Below are 20119 nucleotides of genomic sequence, written 5' to 3'. Positions count from 1 at the left end.
ATTATATTTTGTTCAGAATTTTTAAATATTTTTCTATTTCGTTTTTTGTGATTTCCAGATTCGATGGTTGCACATTAATCAGTAAATCGTACAATCGCGCATCGGCATCTTTAAAACCAATTTTGAACTTTGCCTTGCTTTTTGAAACCATAGCATCCAAAAATGTATGTTTTCCTTTGTAAAGACCTACCAAAACATCAAATGGAAAATCCAAAAATTCCGAAGCATTTTGGTTATCAATTTCTCCGCGCAGCGTAAATTCCTTATTGCTTATTTGGTTATTTCGAAGGGTTGGGATGCGCCGCTTTGTTTCAATAAAAGTGAAAATCTTCACATCTTTTTCCTTCAATCCCAGCTCTTTGCTAAACTCATAAAACGGCTGCAAATTCTTCTGAAGATTTTCATCAACCAAAAAACCCAAATAAACGAGTGGCTCATTTCGCTGTGAAATATCCCGCTTTTGCAAATTCCTTTCGATGGATTTTTTTAAAGAAAATCGTCTTATATTATCAAGCACTCCAGCAACTTATTAGCCTGCAAAAATAACGCTTCCTGCAAGGTTTTCAAAATGCACTTCAAGGTTTTCAAAACCTTGAAGTTTTACGTTATGAAATCATTTTTAAGAAATCATCTTCCGAAATTATGGAAACGCCCAGACTTTCAGCTTTTGTTTTTTTGCTCGGACCCATATTGTCGCCCGCAACCACACAATTAGTTTTTGATGAAATGGAACCGGAAACCTTGCCACCGTTGTCCTCAATGAGTTTTTTAAGCTCATCCCGAGTAACTTTCGTGAAGACGCCCGAGACCACAAAGGTTTTATCTTTCAGAATATCGGTTTGATTGGCAAGTTTTTCTGCGGAAATTTCAAGCTGTACGCCATATAATTTCAATCTTTCAATAGTTGCAATATTTTCTTCGGAAGCGAAAAAGGACACCACGCTTTGTGCAATGCGCTCGCCAATTTCATCCACGGCAATTAGTTTTTCTTCGGAAGTATTTTTTAAAGCATCAATACTTTTGAAATGTTTTGCCAATTTCTTCGCAACCGTCTCCCCCACATAGCGGATTCCCAAAGCAAATAAAACCCTCTCAAACGGAATCATTTTTGAATCTTCAATTCCCTTAATCAAATTTTCGGCACTTTTCTCGGCCATTCGCTCCAAAGGGATAATTTGTTCTTTTTTAAGCAGATACAAATCCGCATAGTTGTTTATCAATCCATTGTTCACCAGAAGCGCGACGGTTTCTCCGCCAAGCCCTTCAATATCCATTGCTTTTCGGGAAATGTAATGCTGGATGCGACCGATAATTTGAGGCGGGCAACCCTCTGTGTTTGGACAATAATGCAAAGCTTCGCCTTCATTCCGAATAAGTTGTGTGCCACATTCAGGGCATTCAGAAATATACTCCGTAGGATTGGAATTTGGGTCGCGATGTGTAAAGTCCACCCCAATAATTTTCGGAATAATCTCGCCGCCTTTTTCAACAAAGACCGTATCACCCTCGCGGATGTCAAGTTTTTCAATTTGGTCCGCGTTGTGCAGGGAAGCACGTTTTACGATGGTTCCCGCCAGTTCAACAGGCTCGAGATTGGCAACGGGAGTAATCGCACCCGTACGACCCACTTGGTAGGTTATCTTTTTCAAAACGGTTGAAACCTGCTCTGCCTTGAATTTATAGGCCATCGCCCAGCGCGGGGATTTGGCCGTGTAACCTAATTCCTCCTGCTGTTGAAGGTTGTTCACTTTCACTACTACGCCGTCAGTTTCGTAGGGTAGTTCGTGGCGGTGCACGTCCCAATAATTCACAAATTCTAAAACCTCATCTAGATTTTTGGCAAGTTTGGCTGCTTCGGGAACTTTAAAGCCCCACTCCCTTGCTTTTTGCAGACTTTCAAATTGTGTTTTTATGGGAAGCCGTTCGCCCTTGAGACTGTACAAGAGACATTCCAAAGGTCTTTTTGCAACTTCGGAGCTGTCCTGTAATTTCAAACTGCCGGAAGCAGTATTCCGTGGGTTTCGGTAAGGTTCTTCCCCTGCCTCTACTCTTTCCGCATTCATTTTTGTGAAACCTTCAAACGGCAATACAATTTCGCCGCGGATTTCAAATAAATCTGGATAATCGCCTTTCAACTTTAATGGAACAGAGCGGATTGTTTTCACATTTGCGGTAACATCATCCCCTTGAAATCCATCACCACGCGTCACGGCTTTTTTCAGCAGTCCGTTTTCATAGGTAAGGCTTATGGAAGCACCGTCATATTTTAGCTCGCAGGTGAATTCTACTTTTCCGTCCACGGTTTTTTCGATTCTTTTTTCCCAATCTTCCAAATCTTCTTTTGAATAGCTATTGTCCAGCGAATACATCCTGTAGCTATGCTGAACGGTTTCAAAATTTTTGGTGATTTCGCCCCCCACGCGCAAGGTGGGTGAATTGGCATCGTAAAATTCTGGATGTGCATTTTCAAGTTCCTGCAATTTCTTCAGCATTTGGTCGAATTCCAAGTCTGAAATGGTTGGGTTGTCCAGTACGTAATAATTATAATTGTGCTCGCGAAGCTGGTTGCGAAGGGCGGTTATTTGCTGTTCGATGTTCATAAAACAAATATAAAATATATACCTACAAGGTTTCGGAAACCTTGCAGGAAGTTTTGGAAAACTTGCAGGATGATTTTAAGTTCTTTCCACATTCAACCATTTCGGTTTTGGCGGCGGATTGAAGTTTTCCATTTTCTGAAGCAATTCCCCAATTTCTGAAGAAACCAGCACGAGCGCGCGATTTTCTTCGGAAAGAAATTTTCTTTCAACCATAGTATCGAGCATTTCGATTAGGGGTGAATAAAAATTGTTTGTATTGAGTAGACCTACAGGTTTGCTGTGCAGGCCCAACTGCAACCAAGTGAGTATCTCAAAAAGTTCTTCCAAAGTACCCATACCGCCCGGTAAAGCGATAAATCCATTGCTAGCTTCCTGCATTTTCAGTTTACGTTCATGCATGTTCTGGGTGGTGACAAGTTGGGTTAGCCCCAAATGCACCACTTCCTTTGTCTTTAAAAAATTTGGAATGATACCGATAACTTTACCGTTGTGGTCCAGAACGCTTTTTGCAAGCGTACCCATAACGCCAATTTTAGCAGCGCCATACACCAAGGTTATTTTTTTCTCCGCTAGAATTTTGCCGAGCTGGATGGCGGCTTCCGTAATTGCGGGATCGTTGCCGTCACTGCTTCCGCAGAAGACACATATTTTTTCTAGTTTTTCTATCATAATTTGCAGGCGAGCATTCGGTTTTTTCCAAATATATCTTTTTTAATTTTTATATCGATAAAACCCAAATCCGTTATTAGCCCGCACATTTCCTCAGCTAAAAATTCATTTATTTCAAAGAAAAGTTTGCCGTTGGTTTTAAGATGTTTTTTTGAAATTGTTGCTATTGCGCGATAAAAAATAAGCGGGTCTTCATTTGAAACAAACAGTGCACCGCCCGGTTCGTACCTTAAAACATTGGGTTGCATTTGGGTTTTTTCCTTATTGCGAACGTAAGGCGGATTGGAGACGATAACATCATATTTAGCTGGAAGCGTGTGCGTTTTTAAAATATCAGCTTCAAAAAAATTGATTTCAACATTATTGATTTCAGCATTCATCCCCGCCATTTTTAAAGCTTCTTTTGAAATATCCATTGCAGAAACTTTTACATTTTGAAGATTCTTTGCAAGCGAAATTGCAATACAGCCGCTGCCCGTTCCTATATCAAGCAATTGTTGATTGCTGATTGTTGATTGTTGATTGTTGAATTGATTTAAAATCCACTCGACCAGCTCCTCGGTTTCGGGACGAGGGATTAAGGTATGCTTGTTCAAATTGAAGGGAAGTCCGTAAAATTCGGTTTCGCCTACTATGTATTGTATAGGTTCGTGGTTTTTCAGCCGAAGCATTGCCAAATTGAATTTTTGAAAATCCTCAGCATTAATTTCCTTTTCAGGATTTAAGGCGATTTCGATTCGGGAGAGATTCAGATATTTTTCAGAAAGAATATTAAAAAAAGATTGTACTTCTTCCGAAGGATATATTTCTGAAAGAGCTTTTTTAAAATGGTTTTTAAGAGCTGATAAATTCAAGTTTTTGATGCTATGGATGCTGTTGTTACTATTGATGCTGTGGATGCTGTGGATGCTATTATCTTAACTTGAGGTTTAAAATTTGGAATTTGGGGGATTTAAAGATCCCTGATCATATGCACGGGGCAGGAATAATGGCCGGTATCGCCCAGTGCGCAATCAATATATTCAAAGCCTGCTTGTTTATACAGTTTTTGGGCGTGCGTCATGTATTCCATGGTTTCCAAATATATTTTTTCAAAATTAAATTCGCGTGCCTTTCCAATACAGAATTCCATCATCTGTGCGCCTATGCCCTTCCCTCTGGCTTCAGGCAAAAAATACATTTTCTGGAGTTCGCATACATTCCCTTCATAATTATCCAATTTTGCTACGCCAGCACCGCCAATTATCCTTCCGTTTTCCTCAACAACAAAATAAACGGAATTCGGTTTTTGGTATGTTTCAAACATTGTGTCCAAAGATTTATCCGCATAGGCAGTGCCTACTTTCGGGACGTTGAAATCCTCTAAAACTGTACGAATTACTTTTGCAATTTGTGCATTGTCCTTCTCTTCAATTAGCCTAATTATTGGGGTGTCCATTTTCCTAAAACCTTGTATTTTTACGCTGTGAAGATACACGAAAAATATATGGCGCGCTGTATTCAATTGGCCAAAAATGGGCTTGGAACCACCTATCCTAACCCATTGGTGGGCAGTGTAATTATAAATCAAAATAAAATCATCGGCGAGGGCTGGCACTTTAAATCCGGCTTGCCACACGCCGAAGTCAATGCTATTGCGAGCGTAAAAGATCCCGGCCTTTTGAAGCAAGCAACCATATATGTGAGCTTGGAACCGTGCAGTCATTTTGGAAAAACGCCGCCCTGCGCCGATTTGATTATTGAAAAAGGGATCCGGAACGTGGTAATAGGCAGTACAGATCCAAATCCGCAGGTAGCAGGTCGCGGTATCAAAAAATTGATTGATGCAGGTTGCGAAGTGATTGTGGGCGTCTTGGAAAAGGAATGCAATGAGTTGAATAAGCGATTTTTCACATTCCATCAACAAAAAAGACCGTATATTTTTCTGAAATGGGCAGAAACAGCGGACGGTTTTATCGCTCCCAAAAATGAAAATCGAAAAGAAAAAAAACCGGTTTGGATTACAAATGAATTTTCACGACAGCTTGCCCATAAATTACGAAGCGAGGAAATGTCCATTCTCGTGGGCACAAGCACGGTTATGCAGGACAATCCTTCGTTGACGGTGCGGCATTGGCAAGGTGAAAATCCTGTGCGGATTATAATAGATAAAAATTTGAAAATTCCCGAAAATTATTCGGTTTTGGATGGAAGTGTGCAAACACTTGTTTTTTCTGAAAACAATCACCCTAAAAAAGAAAATATTGAATTTATAGAAATCGATTTTTCAGAAAATATAGCAAAGCAAATCTGTAATGTTTTGCATAAGCGAAAAATTCAATCGCTTATTGTTGAAGGTGGAGCAAAAATCCTTCAAACTTTTATTGATGCAGGTTTATGGGATGAAGCGCTGATTTTTAAAAGCAACATATCCTTTTCAGAAGGGGTTACGGCCCCAACTTTCTCGGGATATTTGGTTTCAGAAAAAATCATTAAGGATGATAGATTGCAAACCTTCAAAAAAGAAAAATTTTGACGGCATTACTTTTTAGCATTCTGGCTTCAACGGTCATTTTCGTGGTTTTCAAATTGTACCCAAAATTCAATATCAATACCCTGCAAGCTATTGTTATAAATTATGTAGTGGCTTGCTGCTGTGGACTTTATTTTCAACAAACAGATTTCAGAGTTGTTGAAATCCCACAAAATATTTGGTTTCCGTACACACTCATTTTAGGCGTACTTTTTATTACCGTTTTTTTGTTGATGGCAATTACTACGCAGCGTAGCGGACTTTCGGTTGTCTCGGTTGCAACAAAAATGAGTGTTGTAATTCCTATAATCTTTGGATTGATATATTATAAAGAACACTTGGGGATTCTAAAATTCTTAGGGATTTTGCTTGCATTAATTGCCGTTTATCTGGCTTCCATCAAAAAACAGGAGGGATTGAAAATAAAACCCAAGAATTTAATTTTTCCGGTTTTGGTGTTTTTGGGCAGCGGAATTATTGATACGACCATAAAATTTTTGGAAGGAGAATTTGTGGCGAAGGACGACACCCCGCTGTTTTCGGCAACCATATTCTTCGCCGCGGCGATTATTGGAATTGTCACTTTGATTTTTAAAGCTTTTCGGGGAAAATTCCAATTTGAATTCAAAAACGTAGTGGGCGGGATTTTTTTGGGAATTCCCAATTATTTTTCAATCTATTTTCTGGTGCAAGCCTTGCGCAGCAACATTTTTGAAAGCTCCGGCGTGTTTACTATCAACAACGTAGCAATTGTGTTGACCTCAACATTTTTGGGAATTCTACTTTTTAGGGAAAAATTATTGCCTAAGAATTGGTTGGGAATCGTGCTCGCAGTAATTGGTATTGTATTGATAGCTTCGGAAAAATACTAAGGAATAAAATTTAATCTGAAATTTAAAAGTAAATTTTGACAACAAAAAGGGATACGTACAAAACGATTTTAAAACCTTCAAAAGAAACGCTTTTTAAAGAAAAAGGAAGCAAGTTTTTTGGGTATGCGTTCCCTATTTTTTCTGAAGAGGATGTAAAGCATTGTATTGAAAAACTTCAAAAGAAACACCACACCGCGCGCCACTTTTGTTATGCTTGGCAATTGGGAAAAAAATACGAAAACTACAGGGCGAATGATGACGGTGAGCCATCCAATAGCGCTGGAATGCCAATTTATGGGCAATTGCAATCTTTTGATGTTACAAATATTTTGGTGGTGGTTGTTCGTTATTTTGGAGGTACAAAACTAGGTGTGGGCGGATTGATACAGGCTTATAAAACCTCAGCACAATTGACGCTGGAAATTTCAAAAATTGTTGAAAAGACCATTGATGAACATTTTATTTTGAAATTTGAATACCCAGAAATGAATACCGTAATGCGCATTATTAAGGAAGAGAATATTTCCATGGAATCCCAAACCATGCTGCTGGATTGCGAGATGGAAATCTCCGTAAGGCAAAAGGAGGCCGAAAAGGTTTTTCAAATTTTTGATGGAACCTATAAAGTTTCCATAAAAAAGAAAGAGGAATAGTTTTGCCTTATTTCTCTTTTAATTTTTCCATCAAATAGTCCGGGGCGCGCATCAATTTTTTGGTGGTGCTGTTCACGAATACCAAAACCGTTTCGGCAGTGATTAAAAGTTGGCCAGCTTCATTAAAGATTTCGTAATAGAATTCAATTTTTGCGGTGGGCATTTGCTTCAATGTTGTTTTCACCGTTAAAACATCATCATAGTAGGCGGGCTGTTTATAATCTATAGTAAGGTGTACAACGGGAAGATGGACGTTATTTGCCTCCATCCATTTATAGGAAAAGCCCAATTCACGAAGCCATTCGGTCCTTCCCTGTTCTAAATATTGGGCGTAATTTCCATAATACACAACGCCCATTTGATCTGTTTCGCCATAGCGAACCCTTATATTTGTAGCTGTATTCTTCACGATTTTTAGGTTATAAGAAATTCTTTTTTTGTAGTTTTAGCAAAAGGGAAGTATGCGGAAAAAAAAGTAAAAATTCAACCCAACTCCAGTTTTTTTTTAAACTTTTTTGTTCACATATTTGCACTGTTAGAAGATATCGCGGAAATACTCTTTTCCCTATTTTTTGGCCGCCCTTTTTTTAAAAAAACAAAACTCAATAACTTACTATGAGCAAAACTGCGGAATCGGTTTGGAACAATTGTTTGGCCTTCATTGAAGATAATATTACCTCACAGGCTTACAAGACTTGGTTCGAACCAATTAACGCCGTAAAGCTTACAGATACTGCGCTTAGCATACAAGTGCCGAGTAAGTTTTTTTACGAATGGCTTGAGGAGCACTATGTAAAAATACTGAAAGTAGCGCTTACCAAGGAGTTGGGCCCCACGGCAAAACTTGTTTACATAATTAGGATGGAAAATACCTACGGAAACAAGCAGCCATTTACTGAAAAAATACCGAGTGCAAACCGAAGCAACCTGCAATCCCAAGAAGTGGATGTGCCGCTGAAAAATAAAAGTCCGGAACTTAAAAATCCATTTGTTATTCCGGGAATACGGAATGTAAAAATAGAATCGCAGCTCAACCCAAATTACAATTTTGATAGTTTTCTGGAAGGCGAATCCAATAGATTAGCCCGCAGTGCAGGTTTAGCAGTTGCCAACAAACCCGGCGGAACTTCATTTAATCCATTATTGGTTTTTGGGGGCGTTGGTTTGGGGAAGACCCATTTGGCACACGCCATTGGTGTTGACATCAAGGACAAATATCCCGAAAAAACCGTTCTTTATATTTCTGCTGAAAAATTTACGCAACAGTACATAGAATCCGTAAAAAAGAACAATCGAAATGATTTCATTCATTTCTATCAAATAATTGATGTGTTGATTGTTGATGATATTCAATTGCTTTCTGGAAAAGCTGGAACGCAGGATGTTTTCTTTCACATTTTCAACCATCTGCACCAAAACGGGAAACAGGTTATTTTGACCAGCGACAAGGCGCCCGTGGATATGATAGATATTGAGCAACGTTTACTATCGCGTTTTAAATGGGGACTTTCCGCAGAATTGAACCATCCAGATTATGATACGCGCGTTGCAATCATTAAAAACAAACTATATAGAGACGGTGTGGAAATGCCCGAGGATATTGTAGAGTTTTTGGCGAATAACATTAAAACAAACATCCGCGAACTGGAAGGCGCCATTATTTCATTGATTGCCCATTCCTCTTTCAATAAGCGCGAAATCACTATAGACCTCGCCCGTAGAATTGTTGATAACTATGTGAAGCACACCAAACGTGAGGTTTCCATAGATTATATACAGAAAGTGGTGAGTGATTATTTTCAAATGGATGTGAATACGTTGCAATCCAAAACAAGAAAAAGACATATTGTACAGGCCAGACAGCTCGCTATGTTCTTCGCGAAAAAATTCACCAAAGCATCGCTCGCTTCCATTGGTTCCCAAATAGGCCAACGCGACCATGCTACTGTGCTTCATGCTTGCAAAACCGTTGATAATCTATCAACTACGGACAAACAATTTCGAAAATACGTAGATGATTTGACCAAAAAACTTACGCTGTAAATAGCACAATTAAAAATTTCTATTGCATTCTAAAGTCAAGCTTCTTTGTTTTTTAAGAAATTCTTTTCATAAATAATCTATATCCATTTTGGAAAAAGTAAAAGTTTTAATGGTATGCCTAGGTAATATTTGCCGATCGCCATTGGCGGAAGGTATCCTTAAATCCAAAGTAGATACTACTAAAGTCTATGTAGATTCCGCTGGTACGGGCCACTGGCACGTGGGAGATTTACCGGATAAACGAAGTATTGCAATAGGGCAAAAAAACAAGATTGATATTACCTCCCAACGCGGAAGGCAATTCAGTAAAAAAGATTTTGATGAATTTGACCATATATATGTAATGGACAATTCAAACAAAAAAAATGTTTTGGCCCTCGCGGAAGATGATCATCAGAGAGATAAGGTGAAACTAATTTTGGATGAAATTTTTCCAGGTGAGAATGTGGATGTCCCCGATCCCTACTTAGGCGGAAATGAGGGATTTGAAAACATTTACAAAATGCTGGACGAAGCATGTATAAAGATCGCAAAAAAACTTTCCCACTAATAATCCACTCTTTTTGTGTACATTAGTAATTCACTAAAAAAAATTGAGCTATGAAAAAATTAATACTTTTCTTCCCGTTACTATTTTGTGCGATAGGTTTTTCACAAGATGTTGATATTGAACTTTTCAAAAATGGTTTTTCTTCGCCGCTGCACATTCAGAATGCTGGCGATGAGCGTTTATTTGTAGTGGAGCAAGGCGGAAGAATAAAAATCATCCAAGCAGACGGTTCCATAAATGCTACACCCTTTCTCAATATCTCTTCATCCATTTCGAGCGGTGGCGAGCAAGGCTTATTAGGTCTCGCGTTTCACCCCGATTATGCCAATAACGGCTTCTTTTATGTGAATTATACCAAACCAAATGGCGACACACAGATTTCACGATTTTCAGTGGACAGCGGCAATCCCGATCTTGCTGATGCTGGCTCAGAACTGCCCCTTTTGGATTATGCGCAGCCCTTCACAAACCACAACGGTGGAAATCTTGCTTTTGGCCCGGATGGGTTTTTGTATATTTCTTCCGGGGATGGCGGTAGCGGCGGTGATCCCGGTAATCGTGCACAAAATATTGAACTTCTATTGGGAAAATTATTGCGGATTGACGTAGATAATCCTTCCGGAGGAAATAATTACGGAATCCCTGCCGATAATCCTTTTGCCAGTAATCCTTCGGCAGCACAGGAAATTTGGGCCTATGGACTTCGCAACCCGTGGCGGTTTTCATTTGATTTCACGGCAAATAATATCTGGATTGGTGATGTAGGTCAAGGTGAAGTGGAAGAATTGGATAGAGCCAGTGTAACCGAAGCTGGGTTGAATTACGGCTGGCGCTGCTATGAAGGTTCACAAACTTTCAATACAGCAAATTGCCCACCTGCCAGTGACCTTACTTTTCCTTTCGGCGAATACTCCTCTGGCTCAGGCTCTGGAAATTGCTCAGTAACTGGCGGTTACGTTTATCGCGGTTCTGTATATTCTGATATACAGGGACTTTATTTTTATGCAGATTATTGCAGCGGTTTAATTGGCACCATTGACGATGCAGGAAACATGCAAGAATACGGCAATTTTAACGGAAACTGGGTTTCATTCGGCGAAGATGTAAACAAAGAACTGTATATTGTTGATATAAGCAGCGGCAGTATATATAAAGTATTGGGGGGAACATTGGCAACGGAAGATTTTAATTTAGCTGATGTGCAAATCTTTCCAAATCCTACCAAAGATAATTTCACGATTTCAATGAAGAACGAAAAAATCTCAAGTATTGAAATTGTGGATTTAAAGGGAAGTGTTCTTATATCTGAAAAAAATCTTTCAGTTTCCGATGTAAATATTTCAGCTTCAAATTTGAACAGTGGAATTTATGTTGCTAAAATTGAATCGGAAAATGGCGCTACTGCTATTAAAAAACTGGTAATAAATTAAATGAAACAAAAAGGAAGCGTTTATTTAATTCCGTGCCCTATGGGTGACGTTTCACCAATGACTATTCTGCCTTTATCTGTTCAAACTGCAGTATCACAAATTGATCATTATATTGTTGAGCACGAAAAAAACGCGCGCCGATTCATTAAAAGTATTTTACCTGAAAAAAAGCAATCTGCTCTAAAAATTCAGGAAATAAATAAGTACACGGTAGAAGAAGAAATTCCAGCCATGTTAAATCCTTGTTTGGAAGGTTTTGACGTAGGCGTAATTAGCGATGCCGGTTGTCCAGGAATTGCTGATCCGGGCGCACAAGTAGTCCATTTTGCACATTTACAGGATATAAAGGTGATTCCATTAGTTGGTCCTTCCTCAATTTTGATGGCTATGATGGCGAGCGGTTTTAACGGTCAAAATTTTGCTTTCAATGGCTATTTGCCCATTGATAAACACGAAAGAAAAGCGGAAATAAAAAGGCTTGAAAAACTTTCAAAAGAAAAGGATCAATCCCAACTTTTTATTGAAACACCATACCGAAACAACCAAATGCTGTCCAGCCTAATTGAAAATCTGCATCCACAAACTAAAATTTGCGTGGCCTGCGATATTACGCTTCCTTCAGAATATATAAAAACCGCTTCGGCAGAACTTTGGAAAAAAATAAAGGTGGACCTTCACAAAAGGCCCACCTTATTTATAATCCATCAACTTTAGGCAAATTACATTACCATAGGTCTTCGATTGGGAACGATATGTGAAGTATCATAACCCGAAAATTTCTTCAAATAATAACGGATTGAAGCTCCGTTGGCATCTTCAAAGCGATCCTCGCCTGCGGTTCTAAGGAATTTTTTCACATTGCCAGCCCCCGCAAGATGTGCCGCGGCAAGTATTCCAGATTCGGTCACCTTTATTCCCGCAATTTTTTTACCGGAATATCTTTTAATATCCTTCCGCAATACCCACTTATTCAACGATGTATAAGCCAAAAATGCTGCTTCCTGTTGGCGGGTATCATAGAGGAAATTATCAGAATTCTTGATGCCTAAAATTCGCAAAGTGGCAGCTGAAAATTGATATTTCCCCATATATCCAAACGGATTTGTGATGTGGTAATTGCCACGGGATTCTTTAAAGCCAAGCGCTTCTTTAAAACCTACATAGGTTTTCCCCAAAAACAAGTAGTATTTGGGTGCAACAGGAGCAGCAAATTCTGAAATTTCTGCCTCTGTGGGAACATTGTAGTTTAACTCTAACCCTTCAGTACTGTAAGCTGAAAAATCAAAGCTATCTCTTGAAATAAAACCTGTCCCTACAAGTAGTGTAACAACAAGCAAAACTGCAATTAGATAAATATTCTTTTTCATTCTTGTTTAAAAATCAGAAGTAAAATGCACCTCTGTGTTTAAGCGCGCAAATATACAACATATTTTAAAAATCTGATTATAAAGCCGTTAAATATATGTGAAAAGAAATATATACGTTACAAACCCTATCTATTCAGACCTTGATTATTCAACCAACGAACGTATTCCACTTTATTTATATTGTGCTGCGCAAGTGTTTTCGCAAATTTATGATAGCCAAAATTAGAAACATCAGCGACAAAAAAGTAATAGTCGTGATTTTCAGGAGTAAGGATTGCATCAATCGAAGAAATATCGGGCATTGTAATGGGTCCTGGTGGTATTCCTGAGTATTTATATGTATTGTAAGGCGAATCCAGTTCCAAATCCTTATAAAGAACCCGTTTAACCACTTGGCTATAATCACCACTTTCCTTTTTCATTGCGTAAATTACGGTGGGGTCTGCCTGTAAGAGCATTCCTTTTTTTAACCTATTGATGTAAACACCTGCCACGCGTGGACGCTCATCAACTTTTGCGGTTTCCTTTTGCACGATTGCGGCAAGCGAAATTACTTGTTGCTTGGTTAAATTCAATTTCTTTGCCTTTTCAGTTCTTGTTTCGTTCCAGAATCGCTCGTATTCCAATTTCATTTTATCGCGAAAAGTTTCAGCAGAACTGTTCCAGTAAAATTCATAGGTATTTGGAATGTAAAGGGAAAGTGCCGTATTCTCATCCAGATTATTTTCCTGTAAGAATTTTGAATCACGCATTGCGGTTATCAGCGAAAGACTATCCGCCTCAATACGCTGTGAAATATGCCCTGCGAGATCCTCCAATCGTTCTTGGTTATTGAATTTCACATTAATGGGAATATTCCTGCTTCGCAACGTGTTTATAATATCATTGTTCGTCATTCCACGCGTAATGATGAAATGGCCCGGCTTAATATTTCCTATATATTGCTTTTGTTTTGCCACGGCGTAAAATGATCCCGTATCCCGCAGCAATGGTTCAAGTTCATCGATTACATCTTCAATTGTGGCATTTGAAGGAATATAAACGTGCGCTTCCTTATTATTGAATGCCGTATTTCCTGAAAACGCCACACTGTAAACATACCACGCAAATGCACCCATAGCGACGGCACCCATTAAAACTACTATTACTAGAATCTTTTTAATATACATAGCGGCTTAAAAATTGGAAATTAGTGATTTAATAATTGGTACAAATATTCATTTTTAAATTTCCCGTTTGAAAAGATCCAATCTTTTTTTTCTCCCGTCCTTTTGAAACCGCATTTTTCAAATAGCCGAATACTGCCTAGATTATCCTCCGTTATTCCCGCAAAAATTTGATGTGCGTCCAAATGGGAAAAAACATATTCTGAAATAAGATGTATCGCTTCAGCAGCAAAACCCCTTTGTTTATCTTCTTCAGAAAAAATAACGATTCCCAACCCAACCCTTTTATGTTTTGGATCAAAATCGTATAAATCCACAAAACCGATGGATAAATTTGTTTCCTTTTCACAAATTACCAAGCGTAATTGCTTTACATCATAAATATCACGGTGAGCATTTTCAAGATATTGTTTTAAAACGAATTTGGAATACGGGGTTGTGGTATTGCTCACTTCCCAAAGAGTCTCATCATTTTCCAATTCATACAGAAAATCAAGATCTGAAACTTCTAATGCCCTTAAGAATATTTTTGTTCCCCTGAGTGTCATATTTTCCAAACTCCTTTGAAAACTTGTTTTGCCGGACCTTCCAAGAAAATGTTTCGGTAGCCATTTTCACTTTTGTCGAAATTCACCTTTAAATTTCCACCCGGAGTTTTCACTGAAATTTTATTTTCAGAAGTATATCCATTTTCAAACATCGCTATGGCAACCGCCGTGACTCCCGTACCGCAAGAAAGCGTTTCGTTTTCGACGCCACGCTCATAGGTACGCACAACGAAAAGATCACTTCCCTCCTGCTCCACAAAATTTACGTTTGAACCTTCACTACCGTAACTATTACGAATTCTTTTTCCTTCAGAAAAAACATTGTATTCTAAAAGATTGTGAACCATCTGCACGTGATGAGGCGACCCGGTATTCAAAAATGTGAATTTTTCTGATACATCAACCCTTTCAACATCATTCATTTTTAGCGAGACCCAATCTTCCGTGATGGTTGCATCGTGCAAACCGTCTATAGCTTCAAAGGTTGTTCGGTTTGAAATGATATTTAAAAATTTTGCGAAATGCACTATACATCTGCCTCCATTACCGCACATGGAACTTGTTTTTCCATCAGAATTATAATAGACCATTTTGAAATCATTTACTTGGTGATTTTCCAAAAGTATAAGACCATCCGCACCTATACCGAATTTTCTATCACACATTTGTAAGACCAATTCGGTATTATATTTTGGGAAGAATAGACTTCTATTATCAATAATCACAAAATCATTTCCGGTACCTTGATATTTATAAAATGTGATTTCCATTGCCGCAAAGATATAAAAAGCACTTTCGGGAATAGAATTATTTACCGCGTTAAATGGAAGTTAAAAGCTGGATTTTGGCATACTATTTTCTAGTTACAGTAGTTAATTTTGTTGAGCTGTTTTAAAAAAAGAATTCTTCAAAATTTGGAATTCATTCCCCAACTTTCTGTTGGAATGGATTCAAGTTAATAATAAAATGTAAGTGTGTTGCTATAACCTTTGCATATTAAAACCTTTTATAACTTAAAATTTTTCGTAAAATGAAACAGACAATTCGTTTATTTTTAGTCGCGCTTGTAGCCGGTGCGGCGACTTTAGGTGGCTACAAATTGCTGGAGAAAGACGAAACAATTTCTTTTGCGCCCCAAAATTCAAATTCTTCAAATTTCATTCCCACAAATTATACAGGAATGGAAAATGCGATGGAAACCGATTTCACACAAGCGGCTGACAAAAGTGTGCACGCCGTGGTCCACGTAAAAAACACAACGGTAAGCACGAGACCCACCAATATCTTTGAATATTTCCAAGGTGGCGGTCAGCCCAGGGAAATGGTAGGTAGCGGTAGTGGCGTAATCATTTCGCCAGACGGTTACATTGTAACAAACAATCACGTTATTGCCAATGCCACAAACCTGGAAGTTACCTTAAACAATAATAGAACCTACACCGCAAAATTGATAGGTACGGACCCAATGACTGATATCGCCCTGATAAAAATCGATGGCAGCGATGAATTTCCATACATTCCTTTTGGGGATTCAAATAATATCAAATTGGGCGAATGGGTTCTGGCCGTTGGTAATCCATTCAATTTAACGTCTACCGTAACGGCGGGAATTATTAGCGCGAAGGCGCGTGATCTCAACCAATTTGATGGCAATCCGCAATCCTTTATTCAAACAGATGCTGCTGTAAACCGTGGAAATAGTGGCGGCGCGCTTGTAAATACACGCGGTGAATTGATAGGGATAAACACTGCAATCACATCAGAAACGGGTAGTTATGTGGGTTATTCCTTTGCTGTACCTTCCAATAATGCAAGAAAAGTTATTGAGGATATTATGGAATACGGTAACGTACAACGTGGAATTTTAGGTATTCAAGTTGGCAATCTCAATTCAGATTTTGTTGAAAAATACGGCTTGAGCACTGCAGAGGGAGTTTTCGTAGGCGGTATTGAAAAAGGAAGCGGTGCGGACAAAGCGGGTATAAAACAAGGTGACATTATTAAACAATTGGATGGATATCGCGTAACAAAATTTGCCGATCTTTCCGGTTATCTGGGTTCCAAAAGACCGAATGATGTAGTTGAAGTTACTGTTTTAAGAGATGGAAATGAAAAAGTAATTCCCGTTACACTTGTGAAATTGGAAACGTTCTCAATAGACGACCTTGGCCTCGAGGTGAAAAATACCACTTCGGCAGAACTAAAAAACAGAGGGCTGAAAAATGGCGTAACCGTAACACGCGCGCTCACGCCAGACATTGCACAATATAAACTTGAAGGTATTATCATTACCCAAATAAATGACAATGCTGTTAACGATATTGATGATGTAAAGAAAATTATGAGCCAGCGCGATCCCCGAACACCCATAAAAATGACTTTTATGGATAGTAAAGGAAATATGAATTCCTTTATTTTTAGATAGAATCTCATACAATTAGATTAAAGCTGACAAGATGTACACATTTTGGCAGCTTTTTTATTTTGAAATATTATAAGCTGAAAACGTTTGAAATGAGTATTTTTGCACCAATTTTAAACCCTCTTAAAAATCCTTCCTTATGAGTTTTGATGACGTTTACGAAAAAGAACTTTCTTTTCAAACAGACCGCCGAAAAGCTTCCGTAGAATTTATTAAAATCGTGAGCGACCTATGGTATGATAAATCCATAGAACTGGTACTATTCCGCAACCAGCTTATTGATAGAAACGTAAGCGAAATTTTGAACCTGCATGAATATGCTGGGGAATTTGTTCAAAAGCCAATCTCAATTTTTGATTCCGTTGAAATTGCCCAAGCCATAAAAACCCTGGATTTGCCTCCTGCAAAATTGGATATTGGTAAACTTACATACGAGTTCCATTTAGAAGACGATAAATACTCAAATGCCTTGGCTTTTGTTTCAGATAAATTGAAAAATGCCAAGGAAACCAAAAACATTGTTCCAAAAGATGTGGTACTATATGGCTTTGGAAGAATAGGAAGAATTTTGGCCCGCGAGCTTATGACACGTACTGGCAAAGGAAACCAATTGCGACTTCGTGCCATTGTGGTACGTGGAAAAATGGATCAAACCGTTTTGGATAAACGCGCATCATTACTTCAGTATGATTCCATTCACGGAGATTTTCCCGGAACAGTCCGCACAGACCTTGAAAATAATGCGTTGATAATCAATGGAACAACCGTTCACTTAATTTCGGCCAACAATCCAGAGGAAATCGACTATACGCAGTACGGAATTGAGGATGCCTTGGTTATTGACAACACGGGTGCTTTTCGCGACGATAAGGAACTCAGCAGACATTTGAAATCCAAGGGTGCTGCAAAAGTGTTATTGACCGCACCCGGCAAAGGTGTGCCAAACATCGTTCACGGTGTAAACCATACCGATTATGACCCAGAAAAAATAGATATTTTTTCCGCGGCCAGCTGTACCACCAATGCAATAACACCCATTTTGAAAGCGGTAGAAGATTCCTTCGGAGTAGTACGTGGGCATTTGGAAACGATCCACGCATATACAAATGACCAGAACTTGGTGGACAACATGCACAGCAAATACCGTCGTGGTCGGGCAGCTGCACTTAATATGGTTATTACCGAGACCGGTGCAGGAAGCGCAGTGGCAAAAGCATTGCCATCGCTTGCCGGAAAACTTACCAGCAACGCCATCCGTGTCCCAGTACCTAATGGATCCTTGGTAGTTTTAAATCTGGAAGTCCAAGGCACCACATCTGTGGACAGCATAAACGCTACGATGAAGAAATACGCCCTCGAAGGAGATTTGGTAGAACAAATAAAATACTCCCTTAGCAATGAATTGGTATCTAGCGATATTGTAGGGTCTTCAGCTCCTGCAATATATGACAGCAACGCAACTATCGTAACGGAGGATGGCAAAAACGTGGTACTGTATGTTTGGTATGACAATGAGTACGGCTACAGCCACCAGGTTATGCGCTTGGCAAAATACATTGCAAAGGTTCGCAGGTTTACTTATTATTAATCATAATAAAAAATTTGCTCCCGCTGTGATTCAGCGGGAGTTTTATTATTTATCAACCTCGTTAAAAGTCTAAAATTGGTTCTATATGCAATAAAATTTTTATTTGTTGATTTTGAATTAATTGACGGTTTAAAAAATTATTCAAATTTCATATCAATATCCTGTAGATGTCTTTTTTAAAGTTTCTCAAAAAAATAGTTGTTTCAGAAAAGGCAAAATATCTTTTTCCAATTTATCTTTATTTAATAATAGAATATTTTCTAACCCTAGATATTCCTTTTTTTTGGGATGCCTTATCTAAATTTTGGCGCGCGAATTGGATTTTTGAAAACAATTTTAGCAGTTTCATTGTTCCTAGCACTATGAACTCTGGCCATCCGCCACTATGGATTACGAGTTTGGCGCTAATCTGGAAAATATTCGGTAGATCCCTTTGGGTATCAAGGCTATTGTTACTTCTCGTTACTATGGGGGTATTTTACCAACTCTTCATTTTGGCAAAATCCTTATTCGCGAAAAATGTTTCGATGTTACTTTTCTTTTTTATTTGCTTAGAGCCCACGTTACTGGCCCAGACCACAAGTTTGAACAATGATATGTTACTTCTATTTTTCACTTTATTGGGCTGTAATGCTATTCTGAAAAATAAATCACTATTGCTTGCCATAGCATTGGCGGGTGCGTTATTGACAAATTTGCGGGGCGTTTATATATTTTTTGCCTTAGGTATCTGCCACTGGGTATTATATAGAAATCATTATATAAAAAGTTCGAAAACACAACTTTTTGCATATGTAAGCGGCTTAATAACGTTTCTACTTTTTGCTATTTATCAATATCACGAAATAGGATGGGCAATTATTACAAAACAAACAAATTTCGCAAAGCACAGAGAAGTGGCAACGTTTCAATCTATAGCAAAAAATGTGCTTGTTTATATAAAATTCTATCTTGACTTTGGTAGGGTCTTTATCATTGTGCCTTTATCAATTTTACTGTTGAAATATCGAAAACAAGCTATAAGATTTAATGGCGAGACACATAAAACATTTTTAATGTTAATAGTTTTTGTAATTGTTTTTTTCTTTGGAATTGTGCCGTTCAGCAATCCAGCGGGTCCTCGGTATTTAATGATCGCCTATATTTTAGCAATGATCTTATTTGTAAATTTATTTTACGATGAAAAAAACCAAATCAATATTAAAAAATGGCTTATTCCCGTGGTATCAATTGGTTTGATTTCTGGGCATTTCTGGATTTATCCTCCTAAAATTGCGCAGGCGTGGGATAGTTCATTTGCCCATTTAAACTATTTTTCTATTGAAAAGAAGATGCTAAAATATATTGATAACCATAATATCCCAAAAGGTCAAATTGGCACTTATGTGAGAATTAACACCACAGAGAATACCGCTCTTGAAAATAGTGCCAATTTCAGCTATTTTCCTTATCCCGATATAAATAAGGATAAATACATTATAATGAGCAACATAGAAAATACGATGACCGATGAAACCTTGGACATTATTTTTAAAACTTGGTCTCTAAAACAAGAGTATTCACAATTAGGAGTTTTTATCGCTTTATATGAAAATCCCAACCTTTGACATTTTTTTCATAAAATGATATTGAATGAAATAAGCAAAGTTTAAAATGTTAACAATTCACATCAATTTCTTGTTGATTACTTTCCCAAGTA

Annotated in this window: 20 protein-coding genes; 10 read left to right on the top strand and 10 right to left on the bottom strand. The window is 38.3% G+C overall.

All coding sequences use genetic code 11. The features are described 5' to 3' along the window. Position 1: 1 nt before the first annotated feature. The 5 genes from KIV10_RS10430 to KIV10_RS10410 form a co-directional block, all read right to left on the bottom strand. Positions 2-517 carry a DUF6913 domain-containing protein gene (locus KIV10_RS10430; protein WP_407650182.1) on the bottom strand — a complete coding sequence of 172 codons (516 nt, stop codon included), beginning with the start codon at positions 515-517 and terminating at the stop codon, positions 2-4. A gap of 88 nt (positions 518-605) precedes the next feature. Further along, positions 606-2600: an NAD-dependent DNA ligase LigA gene (ligA, locus tag KIV10_RS10425; RefSeq protein ID WP_214113452.1), complete on the bottom strand. Its 1995-nt coding sequence runs from the start codon at positions 2598-2600 to the stop codon at positions 606-608. Positions 2601-2675: 75 nt separating this feature from the next. Beyond that, entirely contained in the window at positions 2676-3269 is a 594-nt protein-coding gene (locus KIV10_RS10420) for an LOG family protein (RefSeq protein WP_246516266.1), read from the bottom strand. Beyond that, positions 3266-4123, bottom strand: a complete 858-nt coding sequence (gene prmC, locus KIV10_RS10415) for a peptide chain release factor N(5)-glutamine methyltransferase (protein WP_214113451.1) — start codon at positions 4121-4123, stop codon at positions 3266-3268. The genes KIV10_RS10420 and prmC overlap by 4 nt, the downstream gene beginning before the upstream one ends. A 98-nt stretch (positions 4124-4221) precedes the next feature. Beyond that, positions 4222-4707: a GNAT family N-acetyltransferase gene (locus tag KIV10_RS10410; protein ID WP_214113450.1), complete on the bottom strand. Its 486-nt coding sequence runs from the start codon at positions 4705-4707 to the stop codon at positions 4222-4224. A gap of 27 nt (positions 4708-4734) precedes the next feature. On the opposite strand from KIV10_RS10410, the gene ribD reads away from it, so the two are divergent. Genes ribD through KIV10_RS10395 form a run of 3 tightly spaced genes read left to right on the top strand, consistent with a single transcriptional unit; the run spans position 4735 to position 7306 of the window. Further along, entirely contained in the window at positions 4735-5784 is a 1050-nt protein-coding gene (gene ribD / locus KIV10_RS10405; RefSeq protein ID WP_214113449.1) for a bifunctional diaminohydroxyphosphoribosylaminopyrimidine deaminase/5-amino-6-(5-phosphoribosylamino)uracil reductase RibD, read from the top strand. Further along, a complete protein-coding gene (locus KIV10_RS10400; RefSeq protein ID WP_214113448.1) occupies positions 5781-6653 on the top strand; it encodes a DMT family transporter in 873 nt (290 codons plus the stop codon). The genes ribD and KIV10_RS10400 overlap by 4 nt, the downstream gene beginning before the upstream one ends. Before the next feature lie 35 nt (positions 6654-6688). Beyond that, complete coding sequence (locus KIV10_RS10395; protein WP_214113447.1) at positions 6689-7306, top strand: IMPACT family protein; 618 nt, start codon at positions 6689-6691, stop codon at positions 7304-7306. 7 nt (positions 7307-7313) lie between these two features. On the opposite strand, the gene KIV10_RS10390 is transcribed toward KIV10_RS10395, so the two are convergent. Continuing rightward, a complete protein-coding gene (locus tag KIV10_RS10390; RefSeq protein WP_214113446.1) occupies positions 7314-7715 on the bottom strand; it encodes an acyl-CoA thioesterase in 402 nt (133 codons plus the stop codon). Between the two features lie 206 nt (positions 7716-7921). On the opposite strand from KIV10_RS10390, the gene dnaA reads away from it, so the two are divergent. The 4 genes from dnaA to KIV10_RS10370 all read left to right on the top strand — a co-directional run bounded on the left by dnaA (position 7922) and on the right by KIV10_RS10370 (position 12043). Continuing rightward, positions 7922-9349 carry a chromosomal replication initiator protein DnaA gene (gene dnaA / locus KIV10_RS10385; protein WP_214113445.1) on the top strand — a complete coding sequence of 476 codons (1428 nt, stop codon included), beginning with the start codon at positions 7922-7924 and terminating at the stop codon, positions 9347-9349. Positions 9350-9458: 109 nt separating this feature from the next. Then, positions 9459-9899 carry a low molecular weight protein-tyrosine-phosphatase gene (locus tag KIV10_RS10380; protein ID WP_214113801.1) on the top strand — a complete coding sequence of 147 codons (441 nt, stop codon included), beginning with the start codon at positions 9459-9461 and terminating at the stop codon, positions 9897-9899. 50 nt (positions 9900-9949) lie between these two features. Continuing rightward, complete coding sequence (locus KIV10_RS10375; protein ID WP_214113444.1) at positions 9950-11329, top strand: PQQ-dependent sugar dehydrogenase; 1380 nt, start codon at positions 9950-9952, stop codon at positions 11327-11329. Further along, entirely contained in the window at positions 11330-12043 is a 714-nt protein-coding gene (locus KIV10_RS10370) for an SAM-dependent methyltransferase (RefSeq protein ID WP_214113443.1), read from the top strand. A gap of 5 nt (positions 12044-12048) precedes the next feature. On the opposite strand, the gene KIV10_RS10365 is transcribed toward KIV10_RS10370, so the two are convergent. From KIV10_RS10365 to dapF, 4 genes are all read right to left on the bottom strand, one after another. Then, positions 12049-12696, bottom strand: a complete 648-nt coding sequence (locus KIV10_RS10365; protein ID WP_214113442.1) for a peptidoglycan-binding protein LysM — start codon at positions 12694-12696, stop codon at positions 12049-12051. 125 nt (positions 12697-12821) lie between these two features. After that, on the bottom strand, positions 12822-13865 hold the full coding sequence (gene mltG / locus KIV10_RS10360; RefSeq protein WP_214113441.1) for an endolytic transglycosylase MltG: 1044 nt from the start codon (positions 13863-13865) through the stop codon (positions 12822-12824). Between the two features lie 20 nt (positions 13866-13885). Beyond that, positions 13886-14410 carry a GNAT family N-acetyltransferase gene (locus KIV10_RS10355; RefSeq protein ID WP_214113440.1) on the bottom strand — a complete coding sequence of 175 codons (525 nt, stop codon included), beginning with the start codon at positions 14408-14410 and terminating at the stop codon, positions 13886-13888. Next, positions 14407-15180, bottom strand: coding sequence for a diaminopimelate epimerase (gene dapF / locus KIV10_RS10350; RefSeq protein WP_214113439.1), 774 nt, complete (start codon positions 15178-15180; stop codon positions 14407-14409). The genes KIV10_RS10355 and dapF overlap by 4 nt, the downstream gene beginning before the upstream one ends. Before the next feature lie 260 nt (positions 15181-15440). On the opposite strand from dapF, the gene KIV10_RS10345 reads away from it, so the two are divergent. The 3 genes from KIV10_RS10345 to KIV10_RS10335 all read left to right on the top strand — a co-directional run bounded on the left by KIV10_RS10345 (position 15441) and on the right by KIV10_RS10335 (position 20027). Continuing rightward, positions 15441-16835, top strand: a complete 1395-nt coding sequence (locus KIV10_RS10345) for a trypsin-like peptidase domain-containing protein (protein WP_214113438.1) — start codon at positions 15441-15443, stop codon at positions 16833-16835. A 136-nt stretch (positions 16836-16971) separates the two neighbouring features. Then, positions 16972-18420: a glyceraldehyde-3-phosphate dehydrogenase gene (locus KIV10_RS10340; protein ID WP_214113437.1), complete on the top strand. Its 1449-nt coding sequence runs from the start codon at positions 16972-16974 to the stop codon at positions 18418-18420. A gap of 167 nt (positions 18421-18587) precedes the next feature. Next, positions 18588-20027: a glycosyltransferase family 39 protein gene (locus KIV10_RS10335; protein ID WP_214113436.1), complete on the top strand. Its 1440-nt coding sequence runs from the start codon at positions 18588-18590 to the stop codon at positions 20025-20027. Positions 20028-20119 lie beyond the last annotated feature (92 nt).

It is taken from the genome of Aequorivita echinoideorum, from assembly GCF_018476645.1.
GTDB classification, from domain to species: Bacteria; Bacteroidota; Bacteroidia; order Flavobacteriales; family Flavobacteriaceae; genus Aequorivita; species Aequorivita echinoideorum.
This window is presented reverse-complemented; position numbering and strand designations above follow the sequence as displayed.